Raw genomic sequence first — 16,676 nt, forward strand, 5'->3', positions numbered from 1 at the left:
AGGAGCGACGGCTTTTCCTTCTCGGTGAACATGATCCCCCTTTCTTCTTTCCCCCCCCGGGTGGAAGCCAGTCCGGGTTCGGTGCCCGAACCCTTCCCGCGACGGATCTCCGCGACGCTCTCGTCAGCAGCCGAGCGGCGCGGAACCGACGGCCACGTCGTCGAACCACAAGGTGTCGTCGCCCGTGGCGTAGCTCTCCCAGCCGAGTCGCAGGGCGGTCGGCCTGGGCGGCGTGGTGCGCGAGAGCCACTGCTGGTCGATGTCCTGGGTCGGCACGCCGTCGGCGTGCAATCCGGGTATCTGCGTGTCATTGAGCCAGGTGTCGAGCTTCGGCGCCGTGGTGTCGACCGCGAAGCGCAGGCACTGCCAGGTGAGGGTCGGCAGTGGACTGCTCAGCGAGACCCCGGCCGGACTCTGCGCCGGGAGGGTGGCGTCGTCACTCTCCCGGTTCCACTGCAGGGCGCCGTTCTGGCCGCCGATCCGCAGCGCCCGGCCGCCCTGGGAGGAGTCCGGCATGGAGACGAAGGCGACGTGCGAGGTCGGGAGCGCCGTGGTGTGCCGCACCCACATACGGATGTAGACCACCGGGCCGACCGACGACAGATCAGCGGTGGAGGCGACGAAGGCGTGGTTGCAGTAGCCCGCCTTTCCGTCCACCCGCAGGGACTTCGAGCCGCTGTGCGCGACTGTCGTGTCGATGGCGGCCGTCCCCGTGCCCTGGCAGTCGGGCGCGGTGAACCGCCAGTCCCCGGCGGGACCGGCACCGCTCTGGTCCTCAAAGCCCGTGCAAATCGTCGCGGAGTCGCATCCTGCGGGGGGCGAAGTGGGCGGCGGCGTGGTCGGGGGCGTCGTAGGCGGGGTGGTCGGGGGCGTGGTCGGGGGCGTCGTAGGCGGAGTAGTCGGGGGCGTGGTCGGCGGGGTGGTGCTGACGCCTCCACAGGGCAGGTCGTTGAGGGCGAAGTCAGCCGGTTGCGCGCCCGCGGACCCAGCAGTTCCCTGCACGCCGAAGTCGACCGTGCCTCCTGCTGCCACGACGCCGTTGTAGGACGCGTTGACGGCGGTGACGGAGTGCCCGTTCTGGGTGACGGTCGCGTTCCAGGCCGAAGTGATCCTCTGATCACCGGCATACGTCCACGTCAGCCGCCAACCGCTCAGCGCCGCGCCGAGGTTGGTGACGTGCACCTGCGCGGTGTAGCCACCGGGCCATTCGTTGAGCGTGTACTCGGCCCGGCATCCGGACGCCGACGCGCCGAATCCGCTGGTGGGCACCGAGATCAGGAGCGAGACGGCCAGCGCTATGGCGGCGGCGACCGCCGTCCACAACCTGGGTGGTAACCGGAGAGTGCGAGCGGGCATAGGTGCCTCTTTCGGGGTGCTTGCGTGGGGGGAGCACAACATATGGGAGCGCTCCCATCCATCACAGCGCCCTGGCTGCACACTGTCAACGGATGCGGCCCGACCCAAGCGCGGCGCGACTCGGGCCGGTCTCGTCCGCAGGTGTTTACGAATTCTTGATCCACTGTTAGCTTCACAAATGGGAGCGCTCCCACTCGCAGACCCGTTCCCTCCCCCCACGCTGTCCCGGTGGCCCGGCCGCGGTGCGCCGCGGCCCCGGGAAAGCTCCCGGAAAGGTCATGATCTTGAAGCGAAAAAGAAGCTGGCAACTGTCGTTATTCGGTGTCTTCGCTCTTTTGCTCTCGGCGTTCGGCGCGGTCCTGCTCAGCCAGGGCTCCGCGCAGGCGCACGGCGTGGCGATGATGCCGGGCTCGCGCACCTACCTCTGCTACGAGGACGCCCTGACCCCCACCGGCGCCCTTACGCCGACCAACCCGGCCTGCGCCGCGGCGGTCGCCCAGAGCGGAACGACGTCGCTGTACAACTGGTTCGCGGTGCTCGACTCCAACGCGGGCGGTCGCGGCGAGGGTTACGTCCCGGACGGAACGCTGTGCAGCGCCGGCAACAAGTCACCGTACGACTTCTCGGCCTACAACGCGGCCCGCGCCGACTGGCCGAGGACGCACCTCACGTCGGGCTCCACGATCCAGTTGCAGTACAGCAACTGGGCCGCGCACCCGGGCACCTTCCGTGTCTATGTGACCAAGCAGGGCTGGTCCCCGACCACTCCGCTGGCCTGGGCCGACCTGGAGTCGATCGGAAGCACCACCAACCCGCCCGCGGTGGGGTCGCCGGGAACCGACGGCGGCCACTACTACTGGGACCTGACGCTGCCCTCGAACCGTACGGGTGACGCGATGGTCTTCATCCAGTGGGTCCGCTCGGACAGCAATGAGAACTTCTTCTCCTGCTCCGACATCGCGTTCGACGGCGGTCACGGCGAGGTCAGTGGCATCCACAACGGCGGTTCGACCACGAGCGGCACGACCACTGGCACGACGACCGGCACCACAAGCGGCACGACTACTGGCACCACGAGCGGCACGACGACCGGCACGACCACTGGCACTACGACCGGCACGACCACCGGCACCACAAGCGGCACCACGACCGGCGGCAGCACAGGCGGGACCGACCCCGGCTCCTGCATGGCGATGTACGCGGTCTCCAACTCCTGGAGCGGTGGGTTCCAGGGGCAGGTCACCGTGATGAACCACGGCGCCTCGCCGTCGAGTCACTGGAAGGTGAACTGGACGCTCGGCACCGGCACGCAGATCACCAGTCTGTGGAACGGAGTCCAGTCAGTCAGCGGTGGCAGCATCAGCGTCACCAACGCCGCCTACAACGGCACGATCCCACCGGACGGCGCTTCCACGACGTTCGGATTCACGGCCAACTCGACCGGCAACAACACGCCCATCGGCTCGATCACTTGCACGTTCTCCTAGCGCGCTGACGCGGCCGACGCGCCCCGTACGGCCTCCTGCCGTGCGGGGCGACAGGCGCGGGGCGGCCGTCCCCGGACGCCGACCGGTTCACGTACTTCATATTCGCGTGCGAACGCGTCGTGCGCCTACGGACGAGCGTCCCTCTCTTCGGCGTCCCCGTTCGTGTCTTCCTCCAAGGCCACGGTCAGCTCGGTGTCGGTGTCGCGCCAGAAGGTCTCCGCGTCGCGCAGGATGTCCTTCACGATCCGCCACTCGCGCGGCTTGGCCGCCGCGTACTCCTGCCAGCCCTCGATCCGCAGCCGCCGCCCGTCGGAGCCGACCGGCCACCACGACAGGTCGGTGAGGCAGTCCGCGAGCGCGTCCCAGTTGCGGCCGAACCAGTCCGGCAGGTGCAGCCGCTCGGTGCAGCGGTCCATGAACGACTGGCGGTCGACGACCCCGGTCAGATCCAGTACGAGGGTGTCGCCCGGCGGTGTGGTGGCCGTCATCGCAGCACCGCCTCGAAGCTCTGGTAGTGGTCGGAGGTGTAGAAGATCTCGCCGTTGCGGCCGGTCACGATCCGCCGCGCGCCGCGGTCCGGGGCGTCCGGGGTCGGCACCGTGTACTCGTGGTAGTAGCCGCGCGTCCGGGCGGGCAGTTCCTTCTCGTAGTTGCCGAAGACGATGCCGTCCCTGCTGTACGGGTACGGTCCGCCGCGGTCGATCAGCGCCAGCGTGGTGCGGGCCTCGGGGGGCAGGTCGGCGGGGTGCACGACGTGGTGGCCGTCGGCCCAGGCGGGGGTGGACGAGGCGTGGGCGGCCCGCCCGGAGCTGTGGGCGGCCGGGACGACGGTGGGGGTCGCGCAGCCGCCGAGGAGGACCCCGAACAGAGCGAGCAGGCAGGTGGCGAGCACGGGGGCGACCGCGCGTGGAACGGACCGCAGCAGCATGCCGCCGATGCTGCCACACTTGATCACTTCCAGCGCGGAACGGCACTCCGCACGGGTCAAGCCGGGGGCCTCGCGGGTGGCCGTGGGTCGGTGCCGGTTGGCCGTGCCGGCTGTCCGTGGGTCGGTGCCTGGCCGGCCCGCGCCGGCTGTCCGTGGGTCGGTGCCTGGCCGGCCCGCGCCGGCTGTCCGTGGGTCGGTGCCGGGCCGGGGCACCTCCTCGGAATGCGTCACACCTGGTCACACGGAATTCGGCACCCGGCTGTCAACGCATTCCTGCGGGGGCACCCCGGCCCGTCCCCTCCGGTCGTTCGGCGGGCTGGTGGCCGTCCCGTGCGGTCGAAGTCTGAGGGATCAGGGGCCGTCGGGGTCGGCGCGGTCGAGGGCGGGGCGGGGGGCGGGGGCGGTGGAGTGCAGGAGGTGGTCGGCGGCGGCGGTGTCGGTGACCAGGCTGGTGACGAGGCCGGAGCGGAGCACCGCGTCGATGGCGGCGGCTTTGCGGCGACCGCCCGCGATGGCGAGCACTTCGGGGATCCGGCGGAGCCGGTCGGCGTCGATGGTGATGCAGCGCTCGCCGAGGTCGCGGCCGACCCTGCGGCCCTGGGCGTCGAAGAGGTGGGAGGACATCTCGGCGGCGACGCCGAGGCCCGCGTAGTGCTCGCGCTCCTCGTCGGTGAGGGCGTCGTGGACGGTGGAGATGCCCGCTTCCCAGGAGCCGACGGAGACCACGGCGACGGTGACCTTGTCGAAGTAGCCCATGGCGGCGGCGATGCCGCTCTGGGCGCGCAGGGCGCTGGCGGTGGCGGGGTCGGCGAGCACCATCGGCGCGTAGAGCGGGTGCGCCTCGCCGCCGGAGACGGCGGCGGCGGTGCGTACCGCCTCGACGGAGCCGCGCTCGGTGGTGCCGACGTCGTAGACGCCGGTGAGCTGGACGACGGTGCAGGGCGCGAGCCGGTCCAGCGCGTTGGCCATGGTGATGATGGAGCGGCCCCAGGCCAGGCCGAGCACGTCGCCGTCGTCCACCAGCTCGCCGAGCAGGTCGGCGGCGACGGCGCCCAGATTCTCCGGGTCGGGCGCGTCCGCCTGGTCGGGCGGGGTCTCGACGACGACGGCGTGCCGCAGGCCGTAGTGGGCGCGCAGGGCGTCGGAGCGCTCGGCGTCCAGCTCGGCGGGGACGCGGATCTCGATTCTCACCAGGTCGCGTTCGAGGGCGGTCTCCAGGACCCTGGCCACCTTGAAGCGGCTGACCCCGAACTCCTCGGCGATCTGGATTTTGGACTTGCCCTCCAGGTAGAAGCGACGTGCCATCGCCGCCGCCTGGACCATCTCGCCGGGGCCCATGCGCACCTGTGTGCGGCCTGTGCTCACGTCGGTTCTCCCCAGTCGCCTATCTGATCCGCGTTGCCCCATGTGATCCGCTCCGCGCTCATCCTCGCAGATCGTGCCGTGTTACGGGCGCGTAGCGAAGACGCTTCCGCCCGTGGTAACCCCCGGTAGGCGCCCCCGTCACCGGGGCACTTCCGCGGCCTTCGCGGCGGCCTGCTCGCGCAGCGCGCGGACCGCGGCGGCGGGGTCGTCCGTGCCGTACACCGCGGAGCCCGCGACGAAGACGTCGGCGCCCGCCTCGGCGCACCGCTCGATGGTCTCGGCCGAGACGCCGCCGTCGACCTGGAGCCACATGTCGAGGCCGTAGCGGTCGATCAGCGCCCTGGTGCGGCGGATCTTCGGCAGCATGATGTCGAGGAACGCCTGGCCGCCGAAGCCCGGCTCGACCGTCATGATCAGCAGCATGTCGAGTTCCGGCAGCAGGTCCTCGTAGGGCTCGACCGGGGTGGCGGGCTTGAGCGCCATCGACGCCCGCGCGCCCTTCGCCCGGATCTCCCTGGCGAGCCGGACCGGGGCCGCCGCCGCCTCCACGTGGAAGGTCACCGAGCCCGCGCCGGCCTCCACGTACGCGGGCGCCCAGCGGTCCGGGTCCTCGATCATCAGGTGGCAGTCGAGCGGCGTCTCCGTCGCCCTGCTCAGGGACTCCACGACCGGCACCCCCAGCGTGAGGTTCGGCACGAAGTGGCTGTCCATCACGTCGACATGGAGCCAGTCGGCGCCCTCGACCGCCTTCGCCTCCTCGGCGAGCCGCGCGAAGTCGGCGGAAAGAATGCTGGGGTTGATCTGCACGCTCATGGGTCCAGCAAACCAGATCCGGAGGACGTGTGTTCCCACCCACCGGTCCCGCCAACCCTCGGACACGGCACGAACGCCAGTGCCATGCTGGTGCCGATCACTCTCCGGCACGGTCCGGCGCTCCCAGGGCGTCGCGTCGGACGGCGGGGGGACGACACCACGAGCGGGCCCGGGGGGCACTCATGGCGGGCGGAGCGGGACGGATAGCGCACGTCGTCTGCGGGCGGCGGAGCAAGTGGGTCGTGCTCGGCCTGTGGATCGTCGTGCTGGTGGTGGTCTCGCCGCTGGCCCAGAAACTCACCGACGCGCAGAAGAACGACTCGGCGAGCTGGCTGCCGAGCAAGGCGGAGTCCACCCGAGTGCTGGAGCTCCAGAAGCAGTTCGTGCCGGAGAGCGCGCCCGCGGTCGTCGTGTACTCCCGGCCCGGCGGCCTGACCGACGCGGATGTGGCGAAGGTCGGCGCGGACGCCGCCTCGGTCAAGTCGCTGACCGCGCACGGCATCGTCGGCAGCCGTACGGTCGGACCGCAGCTCGACCGGCGGACCGCGCCGCGCGCCGCGCTGCTCATCGTGCCGATCACCATCGACCCGAGCGGCTGGAGCACCATCGCGGACGCGGTCGAGCAGCTCAGGTCCACCGTCGGGCAGGGCGACGACGGGCTCAGGACGCACATCACGGGCCCCGGCGGCTTCTCCGCGGACTCCGCCGACGCCTTCGCCGGGATCGAGGGCACCCTGCTGTACGCGGCCCTCGCCGTCGTCGTCGTGATCCTGCTGATCACCTACCGCAGCCTGAGCCTGCTCTTCGTGCCGGTGCTGTCCGTGATCGGCGCGCTGTTCACGTCGGAGGCGGTGATCTACCTCCTCGCCGAGCACGCCGGTCTGGTGGTCAACGCCCAGAGCGCGGGCATCCTCACCGTCCTGGTGTTCGGCGCGGGGACGGACTACGCGCTGCTGCTCGTCGCCCGCTACCGCGAAGAGCTGCGCGATCACGAGGACCGGCACGAGGCGATGGCGCTCGCCCTGCACCGGGCGGGCCCCGCGATCATCGCGAGCGCGGCCACGGTGGCGCTGAGCATGCTGTGCCTGCTGGCCGCCGACATGAACTCGACCTCCGGGCTCGGCCCCGTCGCCGCGATCGGTGTCGCGGTGGCCCTGCTGGCGATGCTCACGCTCTTCCCCGCCCTGCTGGTGATCTTCGGCCGCTGGGTGTTCTGGCCCGCGATCCCGCACGTGGGCAGCGCGGAGCCGACCGAGGCCGGTGTGTGGTCGCGGATCGGCACGGCGGTCGGCCACCGGCCGCGGTCGGTGTGGATCACGACGGTGGTCGTGCTCGGCGCGCTCGGCCTGGGACTCTTCTCGCTGAAGGCGACCGGCCTGTCCAGCGCGGACAGCTTCACCGACACCCCGGACTCCGTGGTCGGCCAGAAGGTGCAGTCCCGCTACTTCCCGGCCGGTGGCGGCCAGCCGCTGGTGGTGATCGCGCGGGCGGGCGCCGCCGACGAGGTGCGTACGGCGCTGGCCTCGGTGAAGGGCGTCGTGCCCGGCTCGGTCGGCACCCCGCCGGGCGTGGCCGCGCGGAGGGACGGCCGGGTCTACCTGGAGGCCACTCTCGCCGACCGCGCGGACAGCGGGGCCGCCCAGCGGACCGTACGGCTGGCCCGCGACACCCTGCACCGCGTCCCCGGCGCGGACGCCCTGGTCGGCGGCGGGACGGCGGTGCAGAAGGACACGAATCAGGCGGCGAGCCGCGACAACAAGCTGCTGATCCCGCTGATCCTGCTGGTCGTCCTGCTGATCCTGGCGCTGCTGCTGCGGGCCCTGGTGGCGCCGCTGGTGCTGATGGCCACGGTGGTGCTGTCCTTCGGCGCCGCCCTCGGCGTCAGCTCGCTGGTCTTCCGGCACGTGTTCGGATACGCGGGCGAGGACACGGCGTTCCCGCTGTTCGTCTTCGTGTTCCTGGTGGCGCTGGGCATCGACTACAACATCTTCCTCATGACCCGCATCCGGGAGGAGACCGTCCGGCGCGGCACCCGCGACGGCGTCCGTACCGGTCTCGCCGCCACCGGCGGGGTGATCACCTCGGCCGGACTCGTCCTCGCGGGCACCTTCGCGGTGCTCGGCACGCTCCCGGTGGTCGGCTTCGCCGAGATCGGCTTCGCGGTCGCCTTCGGCGTCCTGCTCGACACCTTCGTCGTCCGCTCGGTGCTGGTCTCCGCGATCACCCTCGACCTGGGCCACCGGGTGTGGTGGCCGAGCAGGCTCGACTCGCCCCGAGCCGCCCCGGCGCAGGCGCGCGAGGAGGACCGGGAGCAGCCAGCGGACAGCCGTTAGGGCGTGTCCGGCGGATCACGGGCGCGTCAGCGCTCGCGGCGGGTGTTGAGCCGGGCCGCCTGCCGGGTCAGGTGGTCGCGCTCGGCGAGGTTCGGCGCCTTCGGGGCCGCCTGCGCGTAGAGCCGGGCCGCCGTCGCCAGATCGCCGTCGCGCTCGTGGAGATACGCGGCCACCGCCGTGTACCGGGGCAGCGTGTCGTCGAGGGCGGCGAGCGCCGCGAGACCGGCGCGGGGGCCGTCCGCCTCGCCGACCGCCACCGCCCGGTTGAGGCGGACGACCGGGCTGTCGGTCAGGGCCGCCAGTTCGTCGTACCACTCGACGATCTGCGCCCAGTCGGTCTCCTCGGCCGTCGGAGCGTCCGCGTGGAGCGCCGCGATGGCGGCCTGGGCCTGGAACTCGCCCAGCCGGTCGCGGGCCAGCGCCGCCTGAAGGATCTCGACGCCCTCGGCGATCGCCCCGGTGTCCCACCGGCCGCGGTCCTGCTCGGCGAGCGGTACGAGGCTGCCGTCGGGCGCGGTCCTGGCGGCCCGGCGGGCGTGGTGCAGCAGCATGAGGGCGAGCAGCCCCGCCACCTCGGGGTGGTCGATCACGGACGCGAGCTGCCGGGTGAGCCGGACGGCCTCGGCGGACAGGTCGACATCGCCGGAATAGCCCTCGTTGAAGACCAGGTACAGCACCCGCAGCACCGTGGCGACGTCGCCCGGCCGGTCGAACCGCACGCCGGAGACGGTGCGTTTGGCCCGGCTGACGCGCTGCGCCATCGTCGCCTCGGGCACCAGATACGCCTGGGCGATCTGCCGGGTGGTCAGGCCGCCGACGGCCCGCAGGGTGAGCGCGACCGCCGACGACGCGGTCAGCGACGGGTGCGCGCACAGGAAGTAGAGCTGGAGGGTGTCGTCCGCGCCGGAGGCGGGCCCGCTCGCCGGTTCCTCGTCCACCCGGTCCTCACGCCTGCGCCGGGCCGTGTCCGCCCGCGTCGCGTCGAGGAACCGCCGCCAGGCCACCGTCACCAGCCAGCCCTTCGGGTCACGCGGCGGATCGTCGGGCCAGACGCGTACCGCTTCGACCAGTGCGTCCTGCACCGCGTCCTCGGCCGCCGCGAAGTCGGCTCCGCGCCGGACGAGGATCGCGAGCACTGCCGGGGTGAGACTCCTGATCAGAGCCTCGTCCATCAGTGGGGGCACCCCGTGACGGTGGGGTGGGCGCCGAGGAACGGACGCAGCTCCAGCCACTCGTGGATCGGCTTCCCCCCGGCGCCGGGCGCGGCCGACAGCTCCCCTGCCAGTTCGAGGGCCCGCTCGTAGCTGTCGACGTCGATCACCATCCACCCGGCGATGACGTCCTTGGTCTCGGCGAACGGCCCGTCGGTGACCGGCGGACGCCCCTCCCCGTCGTACCGCACGAAGGTCCCCTCGGGGGCGAGCGCCTGGCTGTCGACGTACTCGCCGGTCTCCTCGAGGCGGGTCGCGAAGTCGTTCATGTACGTCACGTGCGCCGAGATCTCCTCGGGCGTCCACTGCGCCATGGGTACGTCGTTCACCGACGCCGGGGCGCCCCGGTAGTGCTTGAGCAGCAGATACTTCGCCATGGTGCTTCTCCTCGGTGCGGATGCGGCCCATTGTGGTCGCGCTTCACCTCGGGGACGGAGCCGTGCGCGGTTTCTCGACATCGCCGCCGGATGTTTTTCGCCCGCGCGGCTGAACGCGGGCGACCGGCTCTCGGCGGGCGGTCAGGCCGTACGGCGCAGGAGGGCGAGGTACATCGCGTCCGTGCCGTGCAGGTGCGGCCAGAGCTGGATGTCGGGGCCGTCGCCGAGGGCGGGGACACCGGGCAGCAGCGGGCGTACGTCGATGCGCTCGGCGGCTGGGGCGCGGTCGTCGCGGAGGATGTCGTCCACGACGGCGCGGGTCTCCGCCAGGTGCGGGGAGCAGGTCGCGTAGCCGACGACGCCGCCGACGCGCACGGCGTGCAGGGCCTCGGTGAGCAGGCCGCGCTGGAGGGGGCCGAAGGTGGGTACGTCCTCGGCGCGCCGTCGCCAGCGGGCCTCGGGCCGGCGGCGGAGCGCGCCGAGGCCGGTGCAGGGCACGTCGACCAGGACGCGGTCGAAGGAGCCCTCGGCCCAGGCGGGGCGGGTGCCGTCGGCGACCACGACCTGGTACGGGCCGGGGTTGCCCGCCAGGGAGCGGGCCACGAGGCGGGCGCGGTGGGGCTGCTTCTCGGCGGCGACGAGTTCCGCGCCGCGCTGGGCCGCGAGGGCCGCGAGGAGCGCGGCCTTGCCGCCGGGGCCCGCGCAGGCGTCGAGCCAGCGGGCGTCCCGGCCGTCGAGCGGGACGGCGGCCAGCGCGGCGGCGACGAGTTGGCTGCCCTCGTCCTGCACGCCGGCCCGGCCCTCGCGGACCGCGTCCACGGCCGCCGGGTCACCGCCCTCGGCCAGCCGTACCGCGTACGGCGACCAGCGGCCGGGCTCCGTCGTGTCCGGCGGCAGCGACTCCATCAGCTCGCGCGCGGTCGACCGGCCGGGGCGCGCGACCAGCGTCACCTCGGGCCGCTCGTTGTCCGCCGCCAGCAGGTCCTCGATCCCGGCCCGGCCGCCGCCGAGCGCGTCCCACAGCGCCGAGACGACCCAGCGCGGATGCGAGTGCACGACGGCCAGGTGGTCCTCGGGGTCCTCGTCGTACGGCGGCGCGACCAGTTCGAGCCACTCGTCAAGGTCGTGCGCGGAGACCTTCCGCAGCACCGCGTTCACGAACTTCGCCCGGCCGTCGCCGAGCACCACCCGGGCCAGCTCGACGCTCGCCGACACCGCCGCGTGCGTCGGGATACGGGTCCCGAGCAGCTGGTGGGTGCCCAGCGCCAGCACGTCGAGCACCGGCGGGTCCACTTCGCGCAAGGGCCGGTCCACGCAGGCCGCGATCACCGCGTCGTACGTGCCCTGCCGCCGCAGCGTCCCGTACACCAGCTCCGTCGCCAGCGCCGCGTCCCGCCGGTCGAACTCCCGGCCCTTCTTCACCGCCTCCGCCTCCGACGCCTTCAGCAGGCCGGGCAGCACCAGATTCGCGTACGCGTCCCGCTCCCCCACCGCCCGCAGCGCCTCGAACGCCAGGATTCTGACGGGGTCACGCTGGGGTCGGCGGTACGGCTTGCCCTGCGGGCGGCGGCGCGGCTGCTCGTTCACGTGTGAAAGTGCTCCGATTTTTACGAAGGTCGGTCGCCGTCCACCCTAAGCGCCTGCGGCGCGGGGCGTACTTCTGCCCTGCGGACAGGCCCTAGTGCGCGTCCGCCCTAGGCCCCGAGGCGGGAGCCGGACGGGATGCGGGCGCCCCGGGCCCAGTCGGCGGCGGCCATCCGCTTCTTGCCCTGCGGCTGCACCTCCCCGAGGAGAACGGCGTGGCTCCCCGTCCCGACGTACACGGCGTTCTTGGCGACGCCCAGCTCGCCGGGGGCGAGGTCGACGCGGTCGGGCTGGGGACGGACGGGCCCGAGCTTGAGGCGTTCGCCGGAGGTCAGGGTCCAGGCGCCGGGCGCGGGGGTGCACCCCCGGATGAGGCGGTCGACGCGGAGCGCGGGCGCCGTCCAGTCGACGGCGGCGTCCTCGACGGTGATCTTGGGCGCGAGGGTGACCCCGTCGGCGGGCTGGGGCCGGGCGACGAGGCGGCCGTCCTCGATGCCGTCCATGGTGGCGACGAGCAGCCCGGCGCCGCTGCGGCCGAGCCGGGTGAGCAGGTCGCCGCTGGTGTCGGTCGGGCCGATCTCCTCGGTGAGGACGCCGTAGACGGGCCCGGAGTCGAGCCCCTGCTCGATGAGGAAGGTGGACGCGCCGGTGACCTCGTCACCTGCCATGACCGCGTGCTGCACGGGCGCGGCGCCGCGCCAGGCGGGCAGCAGCGAGAAGTGCAGATTGATCCAGCCGTGCGCGGGGATGTCGAGCGCGGCCTTGGGCAGCAGCGCGCCGTAGGCGACGACCGGGCAGGCGTCGGGGGCGATCTCCCGCAGCCGGGCGAGGAAGTCCTCGTCGCGGGGGCGCGCGGGCTTGAGGATTTCGACGCCGGCCTCGGCGGCCCGCTCGGCGACGGGGCTGGCCAGCAGCTTGCGGCCGCGCCCGGCCGTCGCGTCGGGCCGGGTCACGACGGCGACGACCTCGTGCCGGTCGGAGGCCAGCAGTGCGTCCAGTGCGGGTACGGCGACCTCGGGGGTGCCGGCGAAGACGAGCCTCATCGTGCGGGGTGTGCCTCTCGATGGTGGTTCACGGGCGGGCTTTTCGGCCTGACGGCGCGACGGCGTGACGGCTCGCCGCCGTCAGGGGGGCGTCACTGCCCGCGCCCGAAGGTGTCGTGCGGCGAGATCTTCACCTGCGGCACGCCGTTCTCGCCCGGCACCCGCCAGATGCCGTCCGGGCCCTCGGTCGCCTCGCGGATCGCCTTGAGCGCGGCCTTGCGCTGCTCGGTGTCGAGCCGGTCGATGAAGATGACCCCGTCCAGGTGGTCCGTCTCGTGCTGGATGCAGCGGGCGAGCCGCTGCGTGCCCTCGATCGTGACCGGGTCGCCGTACATGTTGCGGCCCTTGGCGACGACGCCGTACGCGCGCTTGCAGTCGTACGTCAGGCCAGGCAGCGACAGGCAGCCCTCGGGGCCGTCCTGCTCGTCCTCGCTGAGCGTCAGCTCCGGGTTGATCAGGTGGCCCAGCTCGCCCTCGACGAAGTAGGTGAACACCCGCAGGGAGACGCCCAGTTGCGGCGCGGCCAGGCCCGCGCCCGGCGCGTCCCGCATGGTGTCGGTCAAGTCCTGCACGAGCGTGCGCAGTTCCTTGTCGAAGGTCGTGACCGGCTGCGCCGTCATGCGCAGCACCGGGTCACCGAAGAGGCGGATGGGCTTGACGGACACGGCGGCGGTCTCCTGGAACGGGCGTACGGCGGCGGCTCCGGACGCCGGGTGCCGGCCGTCCTGACCGCCCCGGGGACGGGGCAGGGGTCAATTCTAGAGGCGCGTTCGGCCCGCCGTGGCGGGGGTGCGCGCCCGGCCGCGCGCCCCCCGAGGGGTCGGCTGCGCCCCTTGCTGCGTGACTCCATGGGCGGCTGGCGCGTTGGTCAAGAGAGTTTGCCCGAATTCGGGTCAATGCACACGGCCCATTCCTTAAGTAACCGCCGGTTGGAGAGGCTTGTTGATGCCCGACCACGCAACCCCTGACGCCCAGGCACGGGCCAGCCTGCACCTGCTGGTGCGGGACATCGAAAGGGTCCGCCGCCAAGTGGACGCGCTGCGGACCCTGACCGCCCAGTTGGGCAACGTCTACCGGCCGCGCCGCAGCGGCCCCACCGCCGGATTCGTCGTGTACGGCCGCGCGCCCGCCCCGACCGTCCGGCTCGCTCAGGAGCTGCGCGACAGCGTGGAGACCCTGGTCACCGCGGCCGTGGAGTTCGACCGCTCCCTGGGGTTCTCCTGGGACGCCGTCGGCTCCGCGCTCGGCGTGACCAAACAGGCGGTGCACCGCCGGTACGGCGGGCGCCGCAGCGCGCCTCCCGGACCCGACGAGCAGGCCGCCTCCGGGCACGGGGTGGTGACCGGCAGCCCCGCGCCCCTCGCCTCCGTCCCCGCCGCCCGTTCCATGCCGGGGGCGCTTCCGCCGGGCCCGCTTCCGCTGGGGGCACTGGAAGCGCGTGAGCCACGCGACGACCGTGAGGACGCCGTCACGTCCTTCCCTGGGCCGCGCAACGGCTGACGCCGTCCCCTCCCCCCTCCCTCCTCCGCGCCGTAGTCCCGCCGCCGCCCGCCACGCCGACAGGTCGGGCACCGCGCGCCTGCGGCGCGCTTCCGGGAGGGGGTTGCCCCCTTTTCCCCCACGACGGCCCGTCGCGGCTCGCCGTGCCTTCCCCACCCTCCCCCCCAGGGCCCTGGGACACGCGGTCCGCTTCCCACGACGGTCCGTCGTGGCTCGTCGCGCAGTTCCCCGCGCCCCTGGCGGGGCTCTCGGCCGCGTGGGGTGAGCGCACGTGGTCGTGCACGTGGCGGTGGCGCCGGTCTTTTGAGGGGCGCGGGGAACTGCGCGACAAGCCACGACGAGCCGTCGTGCGCAAACGACAGGCACAGCCCCCGCCAGGGGCGCGGGAAAGCCGTCGCGGGACAGGGGCCGTTCGGGGCGGTCAACCGGGTCACCGGGAACGTGGGGAACCCCCGGCGGAGCCGGTCAGCCGATGTTGGGGGGGTCCATGCGGACGTGGACCGGGTCGGAGGCGCCACGGGTGGCGCGAGCGATCTGGGCCTCTTTGAGGGCGGCGGCGAGGGCGGAGCCGGTGCCGGGGGGCACGCGGAGCAGTAGCCGTTCCCACTGCTCGCCGGGCGGCGGCTCCCCGTGGCGGCGGGTGCGGCCGGGGCCGGACGTGGGGACGGGCAGGGGCACGGGCCCGAGCTGGTCGGTACCCGGCGGGAGCCGCAAGGTGTCGAGGAGGTCGACCACGGCGGCCGGGGGCCCGACGACCGAGGCCATCCGGGAGACCGGCGGAAAGCGCAGCTCGGCGCGTTCGGCCAGCTCGCGCAGGGCGTGCCCGGCGGGGTCCCAGCGGACGAGGGCCTGGACGGGCCGCAGGGTCGGCTCGCCGAGGATGACGACGGTGCCGCCCTCGCCCGCGGGCCGTACGAGGGCGGCGGCGTGCGCCCAGCGCCGGAGCGCCTCCTCACCGGCGCGCAGGTCGGGCCGGTTCAGCAGCGCCCAGCCGTCGAGCAGCAGGGCCGCCGCGTAGCCGGTGTCGGCGACGGGTTCGGCGCCGGGGGTGGCGATGACCAGCGCGGGGGCCGCGCCGACCGAGGCGAGGACGGTGTCGCGCCCCGAGGTGCGTACCGGCACTTTGGGGAAGGCGCGCCCCAGTTCCTCGGCCGTGCGCCGCGCGCCCACGATCTGGGCGCGCAGCCGGAAGCCGCCGCACTCGGGGCAGTGCCAGTCGGCGGCGGGCCGCCCGCACCAGCCGCAGTGCGGGGTGCCGCCCTGCTCGCGGACTTCGAGCGGCCCGGCGCAGGCGGTGCACCGGGCGGGTTCGCGGCAGTTGTCGCAGGCGAGCCGGGGTACGTAGCCGCGGCGCGGCACCTGGACGAGGACCGGGCCGCGCGCCAGCGCCTCCCGCGTGACCTGCCAGGCGATCGACGGCAGCCGGGCGGCGCGCGCGGCCTCGTCCCTGGCCTGGTCGCCGTCGCCGACCGTGCGGATCAGCGGCGCCGCCGCCCGTACCTCGTCCCGGCCGGCCGCCAGCGGCAGCGCCCAGCCGCTGTCCACGAGCTGGGCCGCCTCGACGGTGCTGGTGAGGCCGCCGAGCAGGAACGCGGTCCGTTCCTCGGCGGCGCGCAGCAGCAGGACGTCACGGGCGTGCGGCTGCGGGGCGTGCGGCTCGGCGTGGCTGGAGTCGCCGTCGTCCCAGAGCGCGACGAGGCCGAGGTCGGTGACGGGCGCGAACATCGCGGCGCGGGTGCCGACGACGGCCCGTACCGCGCCGCGGCTGACGGCCAGCCACCGCCGGTACCGCTCCTCGGGGCCCGCGTCGGCGGTGAGCAGGACGTGGCGGCCCTCGCCGAGCAGTTCGGTCAGCGCCGCGTCGACCCGGGCGGCGGACCGGCCGTCGGGCAGTACGGCCAGGGCGCCGCGGCCAGAGGCGAGGGTGGTGGCGACGGCCACCGCCAGTTCGCGCGGCCAGTGCGGTCCGGGCAGCGCGAGCCAGACCGCGCGGGGCGTGTCGCCGCGGGCCAGCGCCTGGAGGTACGCGGGGCCCGTCGCGTACCGCTGCCAGCTCCCCGGCTCCGGCGCCGCCGGGTCCGGCAGCGGTCCCGGTGACGGGTCGCGCTCGGCGCGGGCCATCCTGGGCGGTACGGCGAGCTGGACGACGTCGGCGAGCGCTCCGGCGTACCGGTCCGCGACCTGGCGGCACAGCTTCAGCAGCGGCGGGGTCAGCACCTGTTCGGTCGACAGCACCTGCGCGAGCGGGGCGAGGGGGCCGCGGAAGTCGCTCTCGGCCCGCCGTTCGACGATGAAGCCGTCGTGCAGCGAGCCGCCTTCTCTCCTGCCCTTCACCACGCGCGCCCCGAAGCGGACCCTGACCCGTACGCCGGGTCTGGCCTCCTCGTCCATGGCCGCCGGCACCGCGTAGTCGAAGAACTGGTCCAGGTGGAGCAGCCCCTTGTCGACCAGCACCCGTGCCACCGGCAGCCCTTCGGCGAGGGCCGCCCCGCGCCATGTCCGCGGCTTGGCCTTGGGCTCCTTCGCCTTCTTGACGGTCTCCCGAATGAGCGCGAGCTGCTCCCCTGCGGGGGGCTCGGCGTCCTGACCGTTCTCGCTGCTCACCTTGCGATTCTTACAGACCCCTCGGACACACTCGCGCCGCCGCGAGACGGCGCCCCCATACCGGGGCGGGGGCGC

General features: G+C 73.5%; 14 protein-coding genes. 3 read left to right on the forward strand and 11 right to left on the reverse strand.

The window, feature by feature from the left end; translation table 11 throughout:
- Positions 1 to 123 precede the first annotated feature (123 nt).
- Positions 124 to 1,356, reverse strand: coding sequence for a cellulose-binding domain-containing protein (locus tag ACZ4EF_RS06380; RefSeq protein ID WP_467503094.1), 1,233 nt, complete (start codon positions 1,354 to 1,356; stop codon positions 124 to 126).
- A 278-nt stretch (positions 1,357 to 1,634) separates the two neighbouring features.
- Here ACZ4EF_RS06380 and ACZ4EF_RS06385 point away from each other — a divergent pair, with 278 nt between their 5' ends.
- Positions 1,635 to 2,843 (forward strand): lytic polysaccharide monooxygenase, encoded by a 1,209-nt coding sequence (locus ACZ4EF_RS06385; RefSeq protein ID WP_402712498.1) that lies wholly within the window; start codon positions 1,635 to 1,637, stop codon positions 2,841 to 2,843.
- A gap of 125 nt (positions 2,844 to 2,968) precedes the next feature.
- Here the strand turns inward: ACZ4EF_RS06385 and ACZ4EF_RS06390 are convergent, their stop codons facing one another.
- From ACZ4EF_RS06390 to rpe, 4 genes are all read right to left on the reverse strand, one after another.
- Positions 2,969 to 3,331: a barstar family protein gene (locus ACZ4EF_RS06390; RefSeq protein ID WP_355348833.1), complete on the reverse strand. Its 363-nt coding sequence runs from the start codon at positions 3,329 to 3,331 to the stop codon at positions 2,969 to 2,971.
- Positions 3,328 to 3,771, reverse strand: a complete 444-nt coding sequence (locus ACZ4EF_RS06395) for a guanyl-specific ribonuclease (protein WP_355348830.1) — start codon at positions 3,769 to 3,771, stop codon at positions 3,328 to 3,330. Before ACZ4EF_RS06395 ends, ACZ4EF_RS06390 begins: the two co-directional genes overlap by 4 nt.
- Before the next feature lie 351 nt (positions 3,772 to 4,122).
- Entirely contained in the window at positions 4,123 to 5,136 is a 1,014-nt protein-coding gene (locus tag ACZ4EF_RS06400) for a sugar-binding transcriptional regulator (RefSeq protein WP_355348827.1), read from the reverse strand.
- A 138-nt stretch (positions 5,137 to 5,274) separates the two neighbouring features.
- Positions 5,275 to 5,949, reverse strand: a complete 675-nt coding sequence (gene rpe, locus ACZ4EF_RS06405) for a ribulose-phosphate 3-epimerase (protein WP_355348824.1) — start codon at positions 5,947 to 5,949, stop codon at positions 5,275 to 5,277.
- A gap of 182 nt (positions 5,950 to 6,131) precedes the next feature.
- Here rpe and ACZ4EF_RS06410 point away from each other — a divergent pair, with 182 nt between their 5' ends.
- Positions 6,132 to 8,282 (forward strand): MMPL family transporter, encoded by a 2,151-nt coding sequence (locus ACZ4EF_RS06410; RefSeq protein ID WP_391046679.1) that lies wholly within the window; start codon positions 6,132 to 6,134, stop codon positions 8,280 to 8,282.
- A gap of 26 nt (positions 8,283 to 8,308) precedes the next feature.
- Here ACZ4EF_RS06410 and ACZ4EF_RS06415 read toward each other — a convergent pair whose 3' ends face one another.
- The 5 genes from ACZ4EF_RS06415 to def form a co-directional block, all read right to left on the reverse strand.
- Positions 8,309 to 9,454 (reverse strand): RNA polymerase sigma factor, encoded by a 1,146-nt coding sequence (locus tag ACZ4EF_RS06415; protein ID WP_401721533.1) that lies wholly within the window; start codon positions 9,452 to 9,454, stop codon positions 8,309 to 8,311.
- Positions 9,454 to 9,870 (reverse strand): YciI family protein, encoded by a 417-nt coding sequence (locus ACZ4EF_RS06420; protein ID WP_391046673.1) that lies wholly within the window; start codon positions 9,868 to 9,870, stop codon positions 9,454 to 9,456. The genes ACZ4EF_RS06415 and ACZ4EF_RS06420 overlap by 1 nt, the downstream gene beginning before the upstream one ends.
- Positions 9,871 to 10,011: 141 nt before the next feature.
- Positions 10,012 to 11,457, reverse strand: coding sequence for an RsmB/NOP family class I SAM-dependent RNA methyltransferase (locus ACZ4EF_RS06425; RefSeq protein ID WP_467503098.1), 1,446 nt, complete (start codon positions 11,455 to 11,457; stop codon positions 10,012 to 10,014).
- A 107-nt stretch (positions 11,458 to 11,564) separates the two neighbouring features.
- The gene (fmt, locus tag ACZ4EF_RS06430) at positions 11,565 to 12,497 is read right to left on the reverse strand and encodes a methionyl-tRNA formyltransferase (protein ID WP_391160780.1); all 933 of its coding nucleotides are present in this window, start codon (positions 12,495 to 12,497) and stop codon (positions 11,565 to 11,567) included.
- Between the two features lie 92 nt (positions 12,498 to 12,589).
- A complete protein-coding gene (gene def / locus ACZ4EF_RS06435; protein WP_355348806.1) occupies positions 12,590 to 13,162 on the reverse strand; it encodes a peptide deformylase in 573 nt (190 codons plus the stop codon).
- Positions 13,163 to 13,442: 280 nt separating this feature from the next.
- Here def and ACZ4EF_RS06440 point away from each other — a divergent pair, with 280 nt between their 5' ends.
- Entirely contained in the window at positions 13,443 to 13,997 is a 555-nt protein-coding gene (locus ACZ4EF_RS06440; RefSeq protein ID WP_355348803.1) for a hypothetical protein, read from the forward strand.
- 465 nt (positions 13,998 to 14,462) lie between these two features.
- Here the strand turns inward: ACZ4EF_RS06440 and ACZ4EF_RS06445 are convergent, their stop codons facing one another.
- Positions 14,463 to 16,601: a primosomal protein N' gene (locus tag ACZ4EF_RS06445; protein ID WP_391046663.1), complete on the reverse strand. Its 2,139-nt coding sequence runs from the start codon at positions 16,599 to 16,601 to the stop codon at positions 14,463 to 14,465.
- Positions 16,602 to 16,676 lie beyond the last annotated feature (75 nt).

The organism is Streptomyces sp. NPDC025721 (assembly GCF_055558595.1).